A 17,533-nucleotide genomic window follows, 5' to 3' on the forward strand; every position below is an offset into this window, starting at 1 on the left:
CTCTGAGCCAGCCCTTCATTATTATGAGAAACGGTTAGAATTTCGGACAAAGCGTGCCGTTCTTCTTGTTGTCGTTTTTGGTACGGATGTAGATGACCGAAAGTTCCATACCACCCCGGTAATTGGAGGCAGGTTTCAGTGTGGACACGTTCAGGTCATAGCTCAGGCCTACTTTCACGCTGTTGAATTCAAGCCCTACGTAGGGGTTGATTGCATCTTTCAGGCGGAACCATGCGCCCAGGTAAAAGACGGTGGGCGCATCCGGATCTCCGTTGAGGTTAAAGCCGTAAGCACCGCCCATGGTAGTTTCCACGGCCTGGTTCTGTTTCATGTAGTGCGCGCTAAGGTGAATGCGGTTGCTGCCGTTCACCGGGAAAGAGCCGCCGCCATGGATGGTATAACGGTAGCTCAGGCGGTTGTTGTCCGCATTGAGGAACGTTTCCGTGGGCTGTGTAAAGTGATAATAAGACACGCCCAGGTAAAGGTTGGAAGATTCGCCTACCAGGCCACTATACAACAATCCCACGTTATAATCCATGTAAGAAATAGCAAGGTTGGTGATGGTTTCGCCGCTGGGCAGGGAAGGATCGTAACCGTTGTCCCCTATCTGCTGCTCGAATATCAGTTTGCTCTGGTCCACCCTCTTCTGCACAAAAGCCGCCTGGAGGCCGATACCCAATGTGTGATTCCCTTCCACGTCAAGGCCTTTATGATAGGCCGTGCTGAGCGCCACATAGTTGGAATTCAGCGCGCCGCCGCCTGTTTTGTCATACAGCGCCAGGATGCCTACGCCCCAGGTATCGGTGTAGGAAATGGTGTTTTTGAGGATACCGAAGTCCGCGGCAAGCGTACCGGTAACATATGGGGAGGCAATACTGCGCCATTGGGAGCGGTAATTGCCGGAAAGACGAAGGTCTCCGGAGAAGTACCCTGTAAAAGCAGGGTTCAGCGTAAGCGGAGAGGCGAAGAACTGCGTGAAATGCGGGTCCTGCGCCTTGGCGGAGCTGAATGCATAAAGGGTAATGGTTAATAGGAGTAGAACTTTTTTCATCACTTCAACGGTTATAAAAAATATAGGGACACTATATAATCCAAAGCTACAAAACAATATTCATATTTCAAATTAAATCTATATAACGAAAATACGCTAATGTATCTGCTTTGAAATGAATTGTAGAAGGTTTTCTGATCGACAGCTGCTACGGATCTGGTTGACGCACGGAAACGCCCCGGGAAGGGACTGGTTTCTTTCAATAGAACGCAAAAAAACGGAATTTGTTACTGCTGCACCTTGGTTCCGAAAGCGAGATCGCCCGCATCGCCGAGGCCGGGAACGATATACCCTTTGGCCGTGAGCTCGTCATCTATATCCCCGGCCCAGATGCTGATATTGGCGTCCGCATTCCTTTGTACGTATTCGATGCCGATGGTGCAGGCAATGGCCGTAACAATGTGAATATGAGCGGGTTTTCCGTATTCAGCCAGGTGATCGATGGTTTTGACGAGGGAGGCGCCGGTGGCCAGCATGGGATCGGAGAGGATCAGCACCTGTCCGTCCAGCGGGGGGCAGGATACATATTCCAGGCTGATCTCGAAGGTACCGTCCCGGTTGTGCTTACGGTAGGCGGAGATGTAGGCGTGGTTCGCTTTGTCGAAGTAATTCACGAGGCCCTGGTGTAAAGCCAGGCCGGCCCGGAGAATGGTGCCGAGTACAGGCTGCTGCCGGATTACCCCGCAGGTGGCGGTGCCCAGCGGCGTCTGTACTTCTTTATCGACGTAGGTGAGGGTTTTGCTGATCTCATAGGAGGCTACTTCGCCCAGGCGCTCCAGGTTCCTGCGAAACCGCATCCTGTCCGTCTGAATGACCTCGTCCCTGATTTCGCTCATCCATTCGCCTACCAGCGAATTGGTTTCACTCAAATTGATAATCATAAGCCCTGCCGTTTTGCGTTTGCACGCCAAAATAGCACTTTTTAGCTTACCAATGGTGAAAAGCACCGCGGCGAAAGGATTTATTAACCTTTCGCCGCCGTGATGCTTTAAATAAGGCGCCGGTGGCTTATTGGCCCTTCCGCCGGAGGTGCCCGAAGCCGTTTACCGGCCGCCGTTATTTTTATTACCCATTGTTGTAAAGTTTGTCCGGGATTGCCCGTCTATTCCCCTTTTGCCACGGATTCACTGATGGCCTTCGCTTTTTTCACCAGCTGGATGTATTCCGCGCGGTATCCCTCGGTGTCGTCCCCTTTGGCGGATACCGCCAGTTTGATGGCCGCATCGTAGCTGGATTTACCTGCATGCGGGCTGCTGCGCAACAACATACCGAACTGTGCCACGGAAGCGGCTAAACGGAAGTCTGCCGGGCATTCCGTGATATTTTTCGCGCCGGGCTGCAGTACTTCCTGGAGGAGCATGCTCTTATGGCCCTGTGGGGTTTTGTAACGCACCTTTACTGTGAGCACTTCTTTGCTCTGCACCAGCGGAGCCGGCGGCGGTGTGTTTTGCTGGTATTTGAGCGGGTCCACGGTGCCGCCTGCCGGCATGCGGGAGCCCGCCGGCACGATCTCATACAGGGCGGTCACCGCATGGCCGGAACCCATGTCCCCCGCGTCTTTTTTGTCATCGTTAAAATCCTCTTTGTTCAGCAGCCTGTTCTCATAACCTATGAGCCGGTAACCCTGAACCTGCGCGGGATTGAACTCCACCTGGAGTTTTACGTCCTTTGCAAGGGTGAAGAGGGTGCCGCCAAACTCTAAAGCAAAAGTCCGGCGGGCCTCTTCGAAATCATCGATATAGGCATAGTTTCCGTTTCCCTTGTCCGCAAGGGTTTCGAGATGATTATCTTTATAGTTGCCCATTCCAAATCCAAGCACGGACAGGAATACGCCATGTTCTCTTTCTTTTTCGATCAGTTTTTCCAGGTCCCGGTCGCTGGAGATGCCTACATTAAAATCTCCGTCTGTAGCCAGTATCACGCGGTTGTTCCCTTCCTTCATGAAATTCTCTTTTGCAATGCGGTAAGCCAGCTGGATACCTTCGCCGCCTGCCGTGGAGCCGCCTGCTTCAAGCTTGTCCAGGGCGGCAATGATGCGGCCTTTCTGATTGCCAGGGGTGGAGGGCAGCACCGTGCCTGCCGCGCCCGCATACACTACGATAGACACACGGTCTTTCGGCCGCAACTGCTGCACCAGCAGTTTAAATGCTTCTTTCACAAGGGGCAGCCTGTTCTCCGCATCCATAGAGCCGGATACATCCAGCAGGAATACGAGATTGGACGCGGGGAGATTATCGGTGGGTATACGTTTGCCCTGCATGCCTATGCGCACCAGCTGGTGGGAAGGGTTCCAGGGGCAAACGGCCAGGTCCGTATGAATGGCCACCGGGTCCTGGTTCTGCGGCGCGGGATAGTTATAATCGAAATAATTGATCAGCTCTTCCACCCGGACTGCGTCCACATCCGGCAGCTGGCCGTTTGCCAGAGAACGGCGTACGAGGGTGTACGAAGCGCGGTCCACATCCGCTGAAAACGTGCTCAGCGGCTCGCTTTTCACGGTGTGGTATTTGTTTTCGCTGATGCTGCTGAATTCGTTGGTGTTTACCTCTTCGGAATAGGCAAGTATGGGCTGGGTATGCACCAGACCTGGCGCCGCCATTCTCGCCTCGGTTTCACTGGCATTACCGATTACGAAATTTTTATCCTCCGTTTTTGCTCTGGGTGAATTATACCCTCTCACTATTATATCCTTCATTGCCGTCTGGGTTTCGGTCAGCACGATGCGGATATTTTTATCGTTTACGGAGAATGATTGCAGTTGGGATACATAACCGATGGCCCGTATCTCCAGCGTCACAGAATCGGTTTTCACTTTGAGGCTGAAGCTGCCTGAATCGTTTGTGGACGTTCTGAAGCGCGTGTCCGCCACCACTATCTGGGCGAATGGAACAGGCAATTGATCGCCGGCGCCCACCACCTGCCCTGAGATTATTTTATCGGTTGTTTTCTGGGCGTTTGCCATCAATACGGGGAAGGCTGCCAGCACCAGCAGGAGTATTTTTTTCATAACAGATCAGGTTTGTTTTCCTGGATATAGATGCAGGAAACAGGAGGTATTCCATAAAAGTTTTTTCCTTCCCGTTATCTTTGCAAAAATTCGCGGTATGGTATATAACGTAATCGGTTTAATGTCAGGCAGTTCGCTGGACGGGTTGGATCTTGCATTTGTGGAGCTGAGCGAGGTGCGGGGCCAGTGGGGGTATGTGATCCATGCCGCTGAATGCCTGCCTTACGACGCCCAATGGATAACTGATCTGAAAGGCGCCGTAAACCTGCCCGCGCGGGAATACCAGCTGCTGCATACCGCCTACGGGCATTATATCGGCACGCAGGTAAAAGAATTTATCCGCCGCCATCACCTGGAGCACCGGGTACATTTTATTGCCTCACATGGCCATACCACCTTTCATATACCCGAACAGAAAATGACGGCCCAACTGGGAGACGGCGCGGCTATCGCCGCGGAGACCGGCCTGCCTGTGATCAGCGACCTCCGCTCCATGGACGTAGCCCTGGGCGGCCAGGGCGCCCCGATCGTGCCCATCGGGGAAAAACTGCTTTTCCAGGATTATGATTACTGGCTGAACCTGGGAGGCATCGCCAATCTTTCAGCCAGAACGGCGGACGTTTACCACGCTTTTGACGTATGCCCGGCGAACCGTGTGCTGGACGCCCTGGCGCTGGCCCTCGGCAAAAATTATGATGAAAACGGCACCCTGGCTTCCGGCGGCGTCACAGACTCCAAACTGCTGGACGCGCTGAACGCACAGCCTTATTACGCGCAGCCCTTCCCCAAATCCCTGGCGAACGACTTCGGCACGGATGTGATATTGCCGCTGATCGGCACCTATACGCTGTCCACGCAGGGCAAACTGCGCACGTACGTGGAGCATATCGCGCAGCAGGTAACGGCGGCCGTTAAAGCCGTTTCAGGAGAAAATACACAGGAAAAGAAATTGCTGGTCACCGGCGGCGGTGCGTTTAACCACTTCCTGGTCAAAACGATAAAATCACAGCTGGAGCCCCTGGGCATCGCGGTGGTGATTCCCGATGAGCAGACGGCCGCTTACAAGGAAGCGCTGGTAATGGCGCTGATAGGCGCTTTGCGCTGGCGCCAGCAGCCGAATGTGCTCAGCTCTGTAACAGGCGCCGCCCGGGACAGTGTGAATGGTGCGTTGTACCTGGGCGAAGGCTGATCAGTCCTGCGGGAAAGCCAGTTCCTCGAACGTAAAACTATCCCCGTTAAATAATCCTTTGTCGCTGAGCTTCAGGTGAGGGATCACCAGCAGCGCCATGAAGGATAATGTCATAAAAGGCGCATCCAGTTTGCATCCTAAAGCCTTGGCCGCTTTGTCCAGCCGGCCGTAGCGGTGGGCGGTGAGGTAACCGTCTTCCGCGCTCATAAGCCCCGCCACCGGCAAGGGCATCACTTCATTCCCTTTTTCAGACACTACGCTGATGCCGCCTTTGCATTCGATCAGGGCGTTCACCGCCGCGCAGATACTTTCGTCATCGGTGCCTACGGCAATGATGTTATGACTGTCGTGCGCCACGGTAGATGCGATAGCCCCGTGTTTCAGCCCGAAGTGATGGATAAACCCGCAGGCTACGGGAGCGTCGTTGTAACGGTTCACCACGGCCACTTTCAGCACATCCTGCGAAACGTCCGAAGGGAGATTGCCATTGTGGCTGCACAATATCGCACTGATGCGGTTCGTGATCAGCTGGCCCTGGAGGGCTTCTATCACCTTTACCCTGATTGTCTGTTCGTGGCAGGCGATATGAAAATCCGCCGGCGTTTTGGGTGAGCAGCTGAAGCGGTTGATGGGAGTGATGGGCACAGAAGGGATCAGCGTCTGTCCGTGTTGCGCCACCAGCGTGCCGTTGATATAGGTTTCGAGAATGTTGAAGTCTGTTAGATTATCCACCACGATACAATCAGCCGGGTCATCTACCCGCAGCAGGCCCAGGGGCATTTTGTAGTGTAAAACAGGATTGACGCAGGCGGCCTGTAAAATGTTGTAGAGGTTGTAGCCCTTTGCCAGCGCCCTTTTCACCAGTACGTTGATGTGGCCTTCCTCCAGGTTGTCCGGATGTTTGTCGTCGCTGCAGAACATCACCATCTGCGGATGTGAATCGATCAGGGAGGAGAGGGCTTCGAAGTTCCGCGCGGCGCTGCCTTCCCTGATGAGGATGTGCATACCGTATTGCAGTTTATCCAGGGCTTCTTCCAGTGTAAAACATTCATGATCGGTAGAGATGCCCGCCGCGATATAACGGCCCGCGTCCGCGCCGCGGAGGCCGGGAGCATGGCCATCCACGGGTTTTCCCTGCTGCCTGGCCGCGGCTATTTTGGCCATCACCTCCGCGTCTTCATGCAGTACGCCGGGGTAGTTCATCATTTCGGAGAGGTAATAAATATCGGGGCGTTGCAGGAGCTGGTCCACGGCTTTGGCGTCTATGCTGTCCCCCGCTGTTTCGAATATGGTGGCGGGCACGCAGGAAGGCGCCCCGAAGCAGAATTTAAAAGGTACCTGGCGGCCGTTTTCCAGCATAAACTCCACTCCTTCCACACCGCAAACATTGGCTATTTCATGCGGGTCGGATACGGTGCCGGTGGTACCGTGCACCACGGCCATACGGGCAAATTCCGAAGGCACCAGCATGGCGCTTTCCACGTGTACATGCGCATCGATAAAACCGGGGAGAATGAAGCGGTCCGGCACAGGGTCTGCTGTGGGCTGAATATTCCGGATAAAACCGCCCGCAATGGTCACCACGGCGGGGTATGTTCTTCTGCCGGGAATGTCCACCACATGGCCGGCCAGCTGTAATTCGTTCATAGCCGTAAAACTCGTGAAAAACCGTTAAAGAAAACTTAATTGATTTTGCCAGTTCTGATAAAAAGATACATTTGTATCTATTCCCAATCTATCACTAAACTATTTTTTATGAAGAATTTCCTCATGTTAACCCTGGCGGTAACCCTTACAGGTACTGCGGTTAGCACGAAAGCACAGACAGTGGACGAAATTGTTGAGAAACATATCACCGCAATGGGCGGGAAAGATAAGCTGGCCGCCATCAAGTCTACCACCACGGAAGGCACGATGGAAGTACAGGGCATGGAATTCCCCTTTAAAGCGACGATCATCAATAAACGCGGCATGCGCATCGAATTTGAGGCCATGGGCACCAAAAACGTGCAGGTGGCTACCACTACCGGCGGCTGGAACCTGCTGGGCGTACAGCAGCAGACAGAACCGGTGGACGTGCCCGCCGAAAGCCTGAAAGAAATCGGCCCGGACCTGGATATTGAAGGTGAACTGGTAAATGCCAAAGAAAAAGGGCATACCCTGGAGCTGATCGGCAAAGAACCTATTGATGGCGGCGCTGAACTGTACAAGATCAAGCTGACCCGTAAAGACGGTAATGTGGCGAACTATTTCATCGACACAAAAACTTACTACATCACCAAAAGATCAGCAAACATGGGTGGTGAGGAAGCGATCAATTCATTGCTGGATTATAAAAAGACGGATGACGGCTACGCTTACGCTACTGTTGTGGAAACACAGCCCACCGGCGTAAAAGTGAAAGTGAACAAGATTACTTTTAATCCCCCCGTGGACGAAAAGATCTTCGACAAACCGGCGAAATAAACATCCCGGCAACGTATAAAAAAAGAGGGTGCTCCACAAGGGGCACCCTCTTTTTTATGGCTTGTATTTTTTGAGCATTTCCGAGGCCTCGTCCCTGACGCGGTCCGCCAGGTGTTGCGGCTGCAGCACTTTTACGCGGCTGCCGTTGCTGAGCAGCAACATGATCAGCTCATGGTTCACCACGATATTCAGTTTGATGCGGCATTCCTCTTCATTGTCTATCAGCACCTGCTGGGAAGAGTGCAGCGGCTGCGTTTTCACGTATTTCCCCTGGTGCGGGGTGTAGGAAAGAATGATCTCTTCCGGCTCGCCTTCCGATACGGTAATGCCGATAGCGTGCTGGAAATAACTGGCGTCGTCAAAATTCTTTTCGTCGAAGTGTTTGTCTGTGGGCCAGAGTTTCACCACACGGTCCAGCGCAAAGGTGAGCAGGGTGCCGCCTTTTGCTTTCTGGCTTTTGCCGATGAGGTAAAAACGATGGTTGTATTCGCGGAGGTGGTAGGGCTCCACCCAGTGTTCTTTGGGTTCGCTGCGGTCAAAGCTCTGGTAGGCGATACGGATCACTTCCAGGTTTTTGATGGCGTCCACGATCTCGGGGATCAGTTCCGCGCCCTTGTACTGGCTACCCCTGCTGAATTTGATCAGGCCGCGGTTTTCCAGCTGCTGGCGGTTCATTTTGAGGCTGGCGGCTATTTTGAGGATAGCGTCTTCGAACCGCTGGATGACGGGCAGGTTGCGAAACTGTTCCAGTATGCCGATGGCCACTTCCAGCCCCTGGAGGTCCGCTTCGTCTATGGGGCTGTTGCTGATCGAGAAATTTTCATCCGAATAATGGTACGCCCGCTTGCCGCGGTCGTATACAATAGGAGCGAAGTAGTTGAGCTCCGCATCGTTACGCATATCTTCTATGTCTTTCTGGATCGTACGCACGGCAATGGACTTGTCCATTTTGTCCGAAACGAACGCCACCAGGTCTTCCAGGGAGGGTTTGGGCAGGCGTTTATTGCGAAAGCGCTCGTCCAGCCAGCGGTAACGGGAAAGCGCATCTTTATTTTTGGGCATTTTTATCTTTTTTACCGGCTCTAAAATAAAACAATTTTGCTACGCATATCCCCTGCGTAAAGCCCCAATACTTTTGTATCGTTATCAATTCAGCAACTATGAAAAAGGTATCCGTACAAACATCAGATTACAGGGAAGCAACCGCCATCAAAGTGGGCCAGATCATACTGGACGATTCTCACTACCTCACCTGCTGGGGTTATCTTGAGACGGCGGAAGGCTGGCGCAAATGCGATTTTGTCACCAATTACGACGTGCTGAACACGATGCTGCGCGCCGTGGAAGACAAAAGCGAGGCCGTACAGATGGCGATCGTGCAGAAGCTGGAAACGATGGAGCAGATACCTGAAATGATTGATTTTGAAGCGCAGCTGGGTGAGCCCGTATTGTTTGACAATCTCAGTTTCCAGCTGGCCCGCCCGCAGTTTGAGCCGGGTACCGAATGGATGGAATATTCAGATAACAACTGTTTTTATATCCGCAAAGCCGAGCCGATCACCAGCGCGGAAGCCAACGCCCGCGGCGTGGCGCAGTGCATGAGCACGCTGGCCGGTCATTACGAGCTGTACCTGGGTTACCTGGAGCTTGAATTTGACGAAATAACCGCCCGGCAGGAAGCTGAACTGCAGGACGATATGAAATACACCCTGGCGTATTACGCCTGGCAACAATCCGCTAAAAGAGCTTAAAAATATTCAGCCGTTCTGATCATCCGTTTCCCCTTGTTAACCTTAAAACATTCATTGCACCCTTTGTTAACCATTTAAAAACATCCGTTTCTCCGGTTAACCCTTAAGACACATTCATTGTAACCCTATGTTAACCATCAAAACGACCGTGTATCCCTTTGTTGACCCTGGAGCGTCCATTTATCCCTTTGTTAACCTGTGAAGCACCGTTTGATCCCTTTTGCCCCCGGGGAGAGAACGGCCACATCCGGACATTTGTTAACCCCCACTCGTCCATTGTTGTATGAACAGGGCTCCGGCAGGCACCAGATTGCCTGCCGTCCCTGGAATACAATACAGGCGGCCCTTTTGGAGCAAGATTAAAAAACTGTAAAAAAAATCCGTAAAGTCTATAAAATTTGTAGGAAATTAGTATTTTTGGTTCCATCAAAACAGGAACTGACCATGAGTTTAAGATTAGGCGATGCTGCCCCCAACTTTAAGGCAAATACTACAGCAGGCGAAATAGATTTTTACGAATACCTCGGCGACAGCTGGGGCGTATTATTTTCTCACCCCGCGGACTTTACTCCTGTTTGTACTACCGAGCTTGGCAAAACGGCGCTCCTGAACGGCGAATTTGCCAAACGTAACGTAAAAGTGTTGGCTCTCAGCGTTGATCCCCTGGATAAACACAAAAGCTGGATCGGCGATATCAATGAAACACAAGGTTGTGATGTAACATTTCCCATCATTGCCGATGAAGATAAAACAGTGGCGAACCTCTATGGTATGATCCATCCGAATGCTTCGGAAACCTTTACCGTACGCTCGCTTTTTATAATAGGTCCGGATAAGAAAGTGAAACTCACGATCACTTATCCCGCCTCCACCGGCCGCAACTTCCATGAAGTGCTGCGCGTGATAGATTCCCTGCAGCTGACAGCCAACTACAGCGTGGCTACACCGGCAGACTGGAAAGACGGGGAAGATGTGATTGTGGTGCCCGCGGTGAAAACGGAAGACATTCCTGGCAAGTTCCCGAAAGGTCACAAAATCATCAAACCTTACCTGAGAACAACACCACAGCCAAATAAATAAATGGCTGCATTATCTTTGCCATGAAAAGGATCATACGCTATATACTGCATTGGTTCCATCCTTCAGCCAACGAAGGGAAGATATTAAAGGAGCAAAAAGACCGGCAACACCGCTGGTTGCAAGGGTTTTACTCCTGATCGTTTTTTTTAATGGTTGGTTTTTGATTTTACGAAACGGGGATTTTTCCCCGTTTTTTTATGCCCGGAAGTTTCCTTCTCTTTTTTGCAGAATTAAAATGTTGATGCTGATTATCAGTATGTTAGGCGCGCCAGGCTACTGACACCCTACTGACATCCTCCGACCATCCTCCGACCGTGTTCGGTCGTAGCAAGGGTTTGAGGGTGTTTCGCCGGAGGATCGCCGGAGGATCGTCGGAGGTTCGCCGGAGGATGGGCGCGGCAAAAGATAAAAAAAGGGCCGCCGGATGGCAGCCCTTCCTGATATATTTTACCAAAAGGGATCTATTCGGGTTTTAACCTTCTCCTGTGCTCGATCATACCGTTGAAACCGGGGCTTACAACGGGGTCCATTTTCAGGTCGGAGGCATTTATCACGGTTCCGTCCGCAATGGCGATACGGGCGTTGGAAAGCCTGCCGGTGGAGCCTGTGTTGATGTAGTTGATCGCTTTGGCCAGGCTGCTTTCCTGTACATCGCCAAAGTCTTTTGTTACCAGGTCCTGCTCGGGCATATTGGGCGTCATGCCTGCATAATAATTGCCTTCGTTGTCTGCATTGGTGCTGGAGAACTGGGACATGTATACGGTGAACTTGTCTATGCCGATACCGAAGAAACCAACCGGTTTGCCGTAAGAAGTGCTGCCCACTGTTTTTACGTCGATATATTCGGGCCAGGCGGCCAGGCTGTTGATGGTCAGTTCGCTGGCGGAGGCTGAGGAACCGGTGATGATGAACACTACCTTGCCGACGTTGTTCAGGGTGCCTTTTTTGCTGAAATCAGTCACGTTCCCGGCCAGGGAGAAGTCCACATCCGCATAGGTAAGTGGCTTGCCGGAAGAGCTGACCTGCTGCTTGTAATTAGCATCCAGCAGGGGGAGCGACTTCAGGATGGGGGCTTTGCCTTGCTGGAGGAGATCGTTGAACTGTTCCTTGTACATCACTTTGCCGTTCAATGCATTGGGAGCGATGAGGTTAGCAAGGTACTCGAAGGTTTCAACGTACCCGCCGCCGTTATAGCGAAGGTCCACTACCAGGCTGTTCACACCTGCCGCGGTAAAGGCATTGAAAGCTTCGTCCAGCGACGGTTTCACCACCCCGATGCGGGAGAAACGCATGAGGGTCAGGTAACCGATCTTATTGCCGCCGGTGCCCTGGATCACTTTGTAGGTGGTGAGGGGATCGTTTTTATAAGCGGTTTTGGTAAGGTTTACGGTGCCCTGGGTATTATTCGGCCTGGTGAACTCCAGGCTGAGGGTGGTACTGTTCGTCAGGCTGCTCAGCGAGCCGGCGTCTGTGGGAGGCGCGGCGCCGTTCACTCTGGTGATCAGGCATCCACGGGTGAGGCCCGCCACGTTAGCGGGAGAACCTTTTTCCACATAAGCTACGTACACATATCTTTTTCCCGGGTCAGTGGTGAAAGTAACGGGGATAGCGAGGAAGCCCATGTCGTTGCCGTCCCCTTCCAGGTCCACCGCACTTTGTTCCAGTTCCAGCGCGCCTTTGATACCACGCGCCAGGTTACCGCTTTCCACGAAGGAAAATTTGGAGCGGGAAGGGCTGGGAATATAATATTCGTAAGGTTTCTGGGTGGTGGGATTTTCTTTCAGCTGGCTGATCTTATACATCGCGCTTTTGAGGCTAGCCAGATCGTCGGAGCCGGCATATCCCCTGGGGTTGAACGTGTTGTAATCAGGAATAGCGTCGTACCAGAGGTAAGTCTCTTTAGCGAAAAGGTACAGAGTGTCGAGGCTTAACTCAAGGCGGCTGCCGGTTGTTGGCGTGGTCGGTCCCGGAGGATCAGGCTCCGTTTTTGAACTCTTTTTACAGGCGGCTAAAGCGGCGGCGCACAGGAATACTGTGCCGATGATCCGGAGCTTAATCATAAATTGAAGCGATTTACTAGAAAATTACGTCAAATCTGTCAAATCCCGCAACAGGAACCGGCCAATCTATAAATCTGCCGGTTAAACGCATAGATTTAACATACTAACGGCAAAAACTGAAATTTAGTTGCCTTGTGGTTTTTTATGTTTCCGTAACTGCTGTAATACGGCCTGCATATCTTTGGGCAGGGGGGCTTCCAGCTCAAATACCTGGCCTTTTTCGTCTGTAAACTTAATCCTGTACGCATGCAGGGCCAGCCTTCCCAGCAGCGGCTTTTCCTCTTCCGTGAATTTCCCCAGCCTGAATTTCTTTTTGATGGCGCTCAGCAGGATGGGCTGGCTGTTGCCATACAGCGGGTCCACCGCGATGGGATGGCCCAGGTGTTTCATATGTACGCGTATCTGGTGCGTTCTGCCGGTGTGGATGCGCAGCAGTACCAGGCTGAACAGCCCGAAAGCTTCTTCCACGGTGTAATCGGTGAGGGAGGGGCGGCCTTTGGCGTTAGTGACCATCTTGCCGCGCTGTACGGGGTGTTCCATGATAGGGGCGTTCACACTGCCGGTAGGGTCTGCGAACTCACCGTTTACCAGCCCGAGATAATACTTTTCCACGTCCCGGCTTTCAAACGACTGGGAGAGGCTTTTATGAGCGGCTTCATGTTTGGCGAAGATCACGATGCCGCTGGTATCCCGGTCCAGGCGGTGCACGGTGAAGATCTGCCCGTAATGTTTTTTAAGAAGGGCGGAGAGGGCTTCCAGCTCGTTGTCATGACGGTCGGGGATGGTAAGCAGGCCCGAAGGTTTGTTCACCGCTACAAAATCGTCATTCTCGAATATGATCAGCGATTCCAGTCTCATGTATGGATTGTGTATTTCAAAAGCGGCCTTGCTGTTGATTGCAAGGCCGCTGCCGGTTATTTAAAGTGTTTGAGCAGGATCACTTCCTTTTCGGTCAGGAAGCGCCATTTGCCACGGTTGACATTCTTTTTGGTGAGGCCGGCGTACATCACGCGGTCCAGCTTTTCCACCTTGTATTCCAGGTGTTCGAAGATGCGGCGCACGATACGGTTTTTACCGCTGTGTATCTCGATGCCGACCTGCTTCTTATCCTTGGTGTCCACATAACCGAGGGCATCCACGAGGGCCAGCCCGTCTTCGAGGGTGACGCCCGAGATGATCTGGTCGAAGTCTGCTTTGGTAAGCGGCTTGTCCAGCTCTACGTGGTAGATCTTTTTGATGTTGTGTTTCGGATGAGCCAGTTTCTGCGCCAGTTCGCCATCGTTGGTGAGCAGCAGCAGGCCGGACGTATTGCGGTCCAGGCGGCCTACGGGGAAGAGCCTTTCTTCATCCGCCGCGTCTTCCACCAGTTCCATTACGGTCTGGCGGCCTTCGGGGTCATCGGTGGTGGTGATGTAACCTTTGGGTTTGTTCAGCAGAACGTAGATGAGGTTCTTTTGAATGTAAATGCGTTTGTCGTTGAGTTTCACCTCGTCTTTGGCGGTAACCTTAAATGCGGGCTCAACGATCTTTTCACCGTTCACCGTTACCTGGCCTTCTTTGATGTAGTCCACGGCTTTACGGCGGCTGCAGATGCCGCAATGGGAGATGAACTTGTTCAGCGGCATTTCATTGCTGCTGCTTTCGTCCGTTGCGGTTTCTTTTATGATACGTTTGCGGGTGCTCTTTTCCTTCTTTTTGCCGTGTATTTCCGCTTTGCGCTCGCTTTTGCGGGGACGGTCGGAGGACTTATCCTTGTCTTTTTTCGGGCGGTCTTCGCGATCTTCAAACTTTCTTTTCGGACGGTCTTCGCCGTCACCGAAACTGCGTTTGGGGCGGTCTTCATCGTCACCAAAGCTTTTCCTGGGTTTGAATTCTTTATCGCCGAAGCTGCGTTTAGGTTTATCGTCCCTGTCACCAAAACTGCGTTTGGGGCGGTCTTCGCCGTCACCAAAGCTTTTCCTAGGTTTGAATTCTTTATCGCCGAAGCTGCGTTTAGGTTTATCGTCCCTGTCACCGAAACTGCGTTTGGGGCGGTCTTCATCGTCACCAAAGCTTTTTCTCGGTTTGAATTCCTTGTCGCCGAAGCTGCGTTTAGGTTTATCGTCCCTGTCGCCGAAACTGCGTTTGGGGCGGTCTTCGCCGTCACCAAAGCTTTTCCTGGGTTTGAATTCTTTATCGCCGAAGCTGCGTTTAGGTTTATCGTCCCTGTCACCGAAACTGCGTTTGGGGCGGTCTTCGCTATCGCCGAAGCTTTTTCTTGGTTTGAATTCTTTATCACCGAAGCTGCGCTTCGGTTTGTCGTCCCCGCTGCCGGAGCGGTTGTCCCTGAAACTTTTGTAGGATCCTTTTTCATCGGACCTTCCGCGCGGGCTATCCTCTCCGTCCTTTTTTGGGCGGCGTTCTGATGAGGGTTTGCCGGTCTTGTTTTCTTTGAAGGGTGTGAACCCTTTCCGGGGGGCGGGTCTGCTTTTTTTCATGCTGTATGTTTAGGTTGCTGCATTCCTGCAGTAGATACTATGCTTTATTAAACGGTTGCTTTGTTTGCCAGCTGCCCGCAGGCGGCATCTATATCCTTGCCGCGGCTCCTGCGCAGGCGCGCGTTCACACGGTTTTTGCCAAGGTATTCCATAAATGCTTCCGTGGCTTCGGGAGAAGGTTTCTGGAAGCGTGCCTGATCGATGGGATTGTATTCGATGATGTTCACAAGGTCCACCGGCACCTGGCGGTAGATCTTGATCAGCTCGTCCGCATCCTTTTCGGAATCGTTGAAGTCCTTGAACAGGATGTATTCGAAAGAGATTTCGTTTTCGGTGGCTTTGTAAAAATAGTTCAGCGAATCCACGAGCACCTTGAGATTGTTGGTTTCGTTGATCGGCATGATCTGGCTGCGTTTTTTATCATTCGCGGCGTGGAGGGACAGGGCGAGGTTAAATTTCACCTGGTCGTCTCCCAGCTGCTGGATCATTTTGGCTACGCCCGCGGTGGATACGGTGATCCTTTTCGGGCTCATGGCCAGGCCGTCAGTGGAAGTGATCTTTTCTATGGATTTCAGTACGTTGCGGTAGTTGAGCAGGGGTTCGCCCATGCCCATGTATACGATATTAGTGAGTTTCTTACCGGAGGTTTCGATGGCCTGTTTGTTGATGAGGGCTACTTCGTCGAATATCTCGTCGAATTCCAGGTTCCTTTTGCGGTCCATGAAACCGGTGGCGCAGAACTTACAGCTGAGGCTGCAGCCTACCTGGGAAGAAACGCAGGCGGTCTGGCGGGTGCTGGTGGGTATGAGCACACCTTCCACCAGGTGGCCGTCGTGCAGGCGGAAGCGGCTTTTGATGGTGCCGTCTGTACTATGCTGGGTAGCGTCTATCCTGATGGAGGGGAAGTCGAAATTTTCTTCCAGGGCAGCGCGCAAAGGCTTGCTGAGATTGGTCATGCTCTCAAAATCAGGGGCCTGTTTCAGCCACAGCCACTCATAGACCTGCTTGGCCCTGAACGACTTTTCGCCCATCTGTTCAAATACTTCCTGGATTTGGGCCAGGCTCAGGTGCCTGATATTCTGCTTCCTCATCATCCCGCAAAGGTACATCCATATTTCGGATTTGAGATTAGGAAGGAGGCCCGTTAATACCGGATAGTTACCTAAATTCGCAACTTTAACAAAAGACAATATGCAAACTGCTTATATAATTGACGCTGTAAGGACCCCTATAGGCCGCTATGGTGGCAAGCTCAGCACCATCAGGCCGGATGATATGCTGGCCCTGATGCTCAGGAGCTTATTAACACGTAATCCCTCGCTGGACCCCGCTTCCATCGAGGATGTGATAGCCGGGGCCACCAACCAGGCCGGGGAAGATAACCGGGACGTGGCCCGGATGGCGGTATTACTGGCCGGCCTGCCCGTATCCGTGGGCGGCAACACCGTAAACCGTCTCTGCGCCTCTGGTCTTCAGGCGATTATGGACGCTGCCCGCGCCGTTATGTGCAACGAAGGGGATGTATACATCGCCGGCGGCGTAGAAAGCATGACCCGCGCCCCGCTCGTAATGCCTAAAGCAGACGGCGCCTTCAGCCGCAAAACCGAAATTTACGACTCCACCATCGGCTGGCGCTTTACCAACCAGAAGCTGGTGGACCTGTATTATCCCTTTTCCATGGGCGAAACCGCTGAAAACGTAGCCAGGGAATGGAAGATCAGCCGTGAAGACCAGGACCGATTTGCCTTCGAAAGCCAGCTGAAATACAAACAGGCCCTCCTGGCGGGCAAATGGCAGGATGAGATCATTCCCGTGGAAATCACACCCAATAAGGAGGAACAGGTGATCTTCAGCAAAGACGAGCATCCCCGTGAAACCTCCCTCGAAAAGCTGGCCGGCCTGCGCCCCGCTTTTGCCAAAGACGGTTCCGTGACCGCGGGCAACTCCGCCGGCATCAACGACGGCGCTTCCGCCCTGCTGATCGTCTCCGAAAGCGCACTTAAACGTTTCAATCTCAAACCGATAGCTATGGTCCGCTCCATGGCCGTGAGCGGTGTGGACCCCGCCATCATGGGTATCGGGCCGGTGCCATCCACGGTTAAAGCGCTGAAAAGGGCGGACCTGTCCGTGTCCGACCTGGATGTGATAGAACTGAATGAGGCTTTTGCTTCCCAATCCCTTGCCTGCATCCGTGAGCTGGGGCTGAACCCGGAGAAGATCAACTTCAACGGCGGCTCCATTTCCATCGGTCACCCGCTGGGCTGCAGCGGCGCGCGCATTACCACGACGCTTATGCATGAGATGAAACGGCAGCAGGGTGTGAAGTACGGCCTGGCTACGATGTGCGTGGGCGTAGGGCAGGGTGCGGCGATTGTGTTTGAGAAAGTGTAAGCATGATTCATTCATCAAATCCCGCTGAAGTTCTTTCCCGAATCCCCGATCTTTGCGGCAC

General features: G+C 52.7%; 14 protein-coding genes. 5 read left to right on the forward strand and 9 right to left on the reverse strand.

All coding sequences use genetic code 11. The features are described 5' to 3' along the window. Positions 1–34 precede the first annotated feature (34 nt). The 3 genes from EG028_RS20505 to EG028_RS20515 all read right to left on the reverse strand — a co-directional run bounded on the left by EG028_RS20505 (position 35) and on the right by EG028_RS20515 (position 4,058). Positions 35–1,051, reverse strand: coding sequence for a PorP/SprF family type IX secretion system membrane protein (locus EG028_RS20505; protein WP_120518207.1), 1,017 nt, complete (start codon positions 1,049–1,051; stop codon positions 35–37). 227 nt (positions 1,052–1,278) lie between these two features. Next, on the reverse strand, positions 1,279–1,932 hold the full coding sequence (gene upp, locus EG028_RS20510; RefSeq protein WP_120518208.1) for a uracil phosphoribosyltransferase: 654 nt from the start codon (positions 1,930–1,932) through the stop codon (positions 1,279–1,281). Positions 1,933–2,153: 221 nt separating this feature from the next. Beyond that, positions 2,154–4,058 carry a YfbK domain-containing protein gene (locus EG028_RS20515; RefSeq protein ID WP_120518209.1) on the reverse strand — a complete coding sequence of 635 codons (1,905 nt, stop codon included), beginning with the start codon at positions 4,056–4,058 and terminating at the stop codon, positions 2,154–2,156. Positions 4,059–4,155: 97 nt separating this feature from the next. Between EG028_RS20515 and EG028_RS20520 the strand changes: the two genes are divergently transcribed. Then, positions 4,156–5,247, forward strand: coding sequence for an anhydro-N-acetylmuramic acid kinase (locus EG028_RS20520; RefSeq protein WP_120518210.1), 1,092 nt, complete (start codon positions 4,156–4,158; stop codon positions 5,245–5,247). On the opposite strand, the gene ade is transcribed toward EG028_RS20520, so the two are convergent. Next, a complete protein-coding gene (gene ade, locus EG028_RS20525) occupies positions 5,248–6,894 on the reverse strand; it encodes an adenine deaminase (protein ID WP_120518211.1) in 1,647 nt (548 codons plus the stop codon). A 108-nt stretch (positions 6,895–7,002) separates the two neighbouring features. Between ade and EG028_RS20530 the strand changes: the two genes are divergently transcribed. Then, positions 7,003–7,713 carry a LolA-like protein gene (locus EG028_RS20530; RefSeq protein WP_120518212.1) on the forward strand — a complete coding sequence of 237 codons (711 nt, stop codon included), beginning with the start codon at positions 7,003–7,005 and terminating at the stop codon, positions 7,711–7,713. A gap of 54 nt (positions 7,714–7,767) precedes the next feature. Here the strand turns inward: EG028_RS20530 and EG028_RS20535 are convergent, their stop codons facing one another. Continuing rightward, positions 7,768–8,775: a helix-turn-helix transcriptional regulator gene (locus EG028_RS20535; RefSeq protein ID WP_120518213.1), complete on the reverse strand. Its 1,008-nt coding sequence runs from the start codon at positions 8,773–8,775 to the stop codon at positions 7,768–7,770. A 98-nt stretch (positions 8,776–8,873) separates the two neighbouring features. Here EG028_RS20535 and EG028_RS20540 point away from each other — a divergent pair, with 98 nt between their 5' ends. Both EG028_RS20540 and EG028_RS20545 read left to right on the forward strand, forming a co-directional pair. Next, positions 8,874–9,464, forward strand: coding sequence for a hypothetical protein (locus EG028_RS20540; RefSeq protein WP_120518214.1), 591 nt, complete (start codon positions 8,874–8,876; stop codon positions 9,462–9,464). Positions 9,465–9,908: 444 nt separating this feature from the next. Next, a complete protein-coding gene (locus EG028_RS20545; RefSeq protein ID WP_120518215.1) occupies positions 9,909–10,544 on the forward strand; it encodes a peroxiredoxin in 636 nt (211 codons plus the stop codon). 461 nt (positions 10,545–11,005) lie between these two features. Here EG028_RS20545 and EG028_RS20550 read toward each other — a convergent pair whose 3' ends face one another. The 4 genes from EG028_RS20550 to rlmN form a co-directional block, all read right to left on the reverse strand. After that, positions 11,006–12,604 carry a S41 family peptidase gene (locus EG028_RS20550; RefSeq protein WP_120518216.1) on the reverse strand — a complete coding sequence of 533 codons (1,599 nt, stop codon included), beginning with the start codon at positions 12,602–12,604 and terminating at the stop codon, positions 11,006–11,008. Between the two features lie 123 nt (positions 12,605–12,727). Next, positions 12,728–13,522 carry an RluA family pseudouridine synthase gene (locus EG028_RS20555; protein WP_317127248.1) on the reverse strand — a complete coding sequence of 265 codons (795 nt, stop codon included), beginning with the start codon at positions 13,520–13,522 and terminating at the stop codon, positions 12,728–12,730. Next, the gene (locus EG028_RS27950; protein ID WP_120518218.1) at positions 13,519–15,081 is read right to left on the reverse strand and encodes a pseudouridine synthase; all 1,563 of its coding nucleotides are present in this window, start codon (positions 15,079–15,081) and stop codon (positions 13,519–13,521) included. The genes EG028_RS20555 and EG028_RS27950 overlap by 4 nt, the downstream gene beginning before the upstream one ends. A 47-nt stretch (positions 15,082–15,128) precedes the next feature. Further along, positions 15,129–16,175, reverse strand: a complete 1,047-nt coding sequence (gene rlmN, locus EG028_RS20565) for a 23S rRNA (adenine(2503)-C(2))-methyltransferase RlmN (protein WP_120518219.1) — start codon at positions 16,173–16,175, stop codon at positions 15,129–15,131. Between the two features lie 97 nt (positions 16,176–16,272). On the opposite strand from rlmN, the gene EG028_RS20570 reads away from it, so the two are divergent. Further along, positions 16,273–17,472, forward strand: a complete 1,200-nt coding sequence (locus tag EG028_RS20570; protein ID WP_120518220.1) for a thiolase family protein — start codon at positions 16,273–16,275, stop codon at positions 17,470–17,472. The last annotated feature ends 61 nt before the right edge of the window (positions 17,473–17,533 follow it).

This window comes from Chitinophaga barathri (assembly GCF_003807585.1).
Lineage (GTDB): Bacteria > Bacteroidota > Bacteroidia > Chitinophagales > Chitinophagaceae > Chitinophaga > Chitinophaga barathri.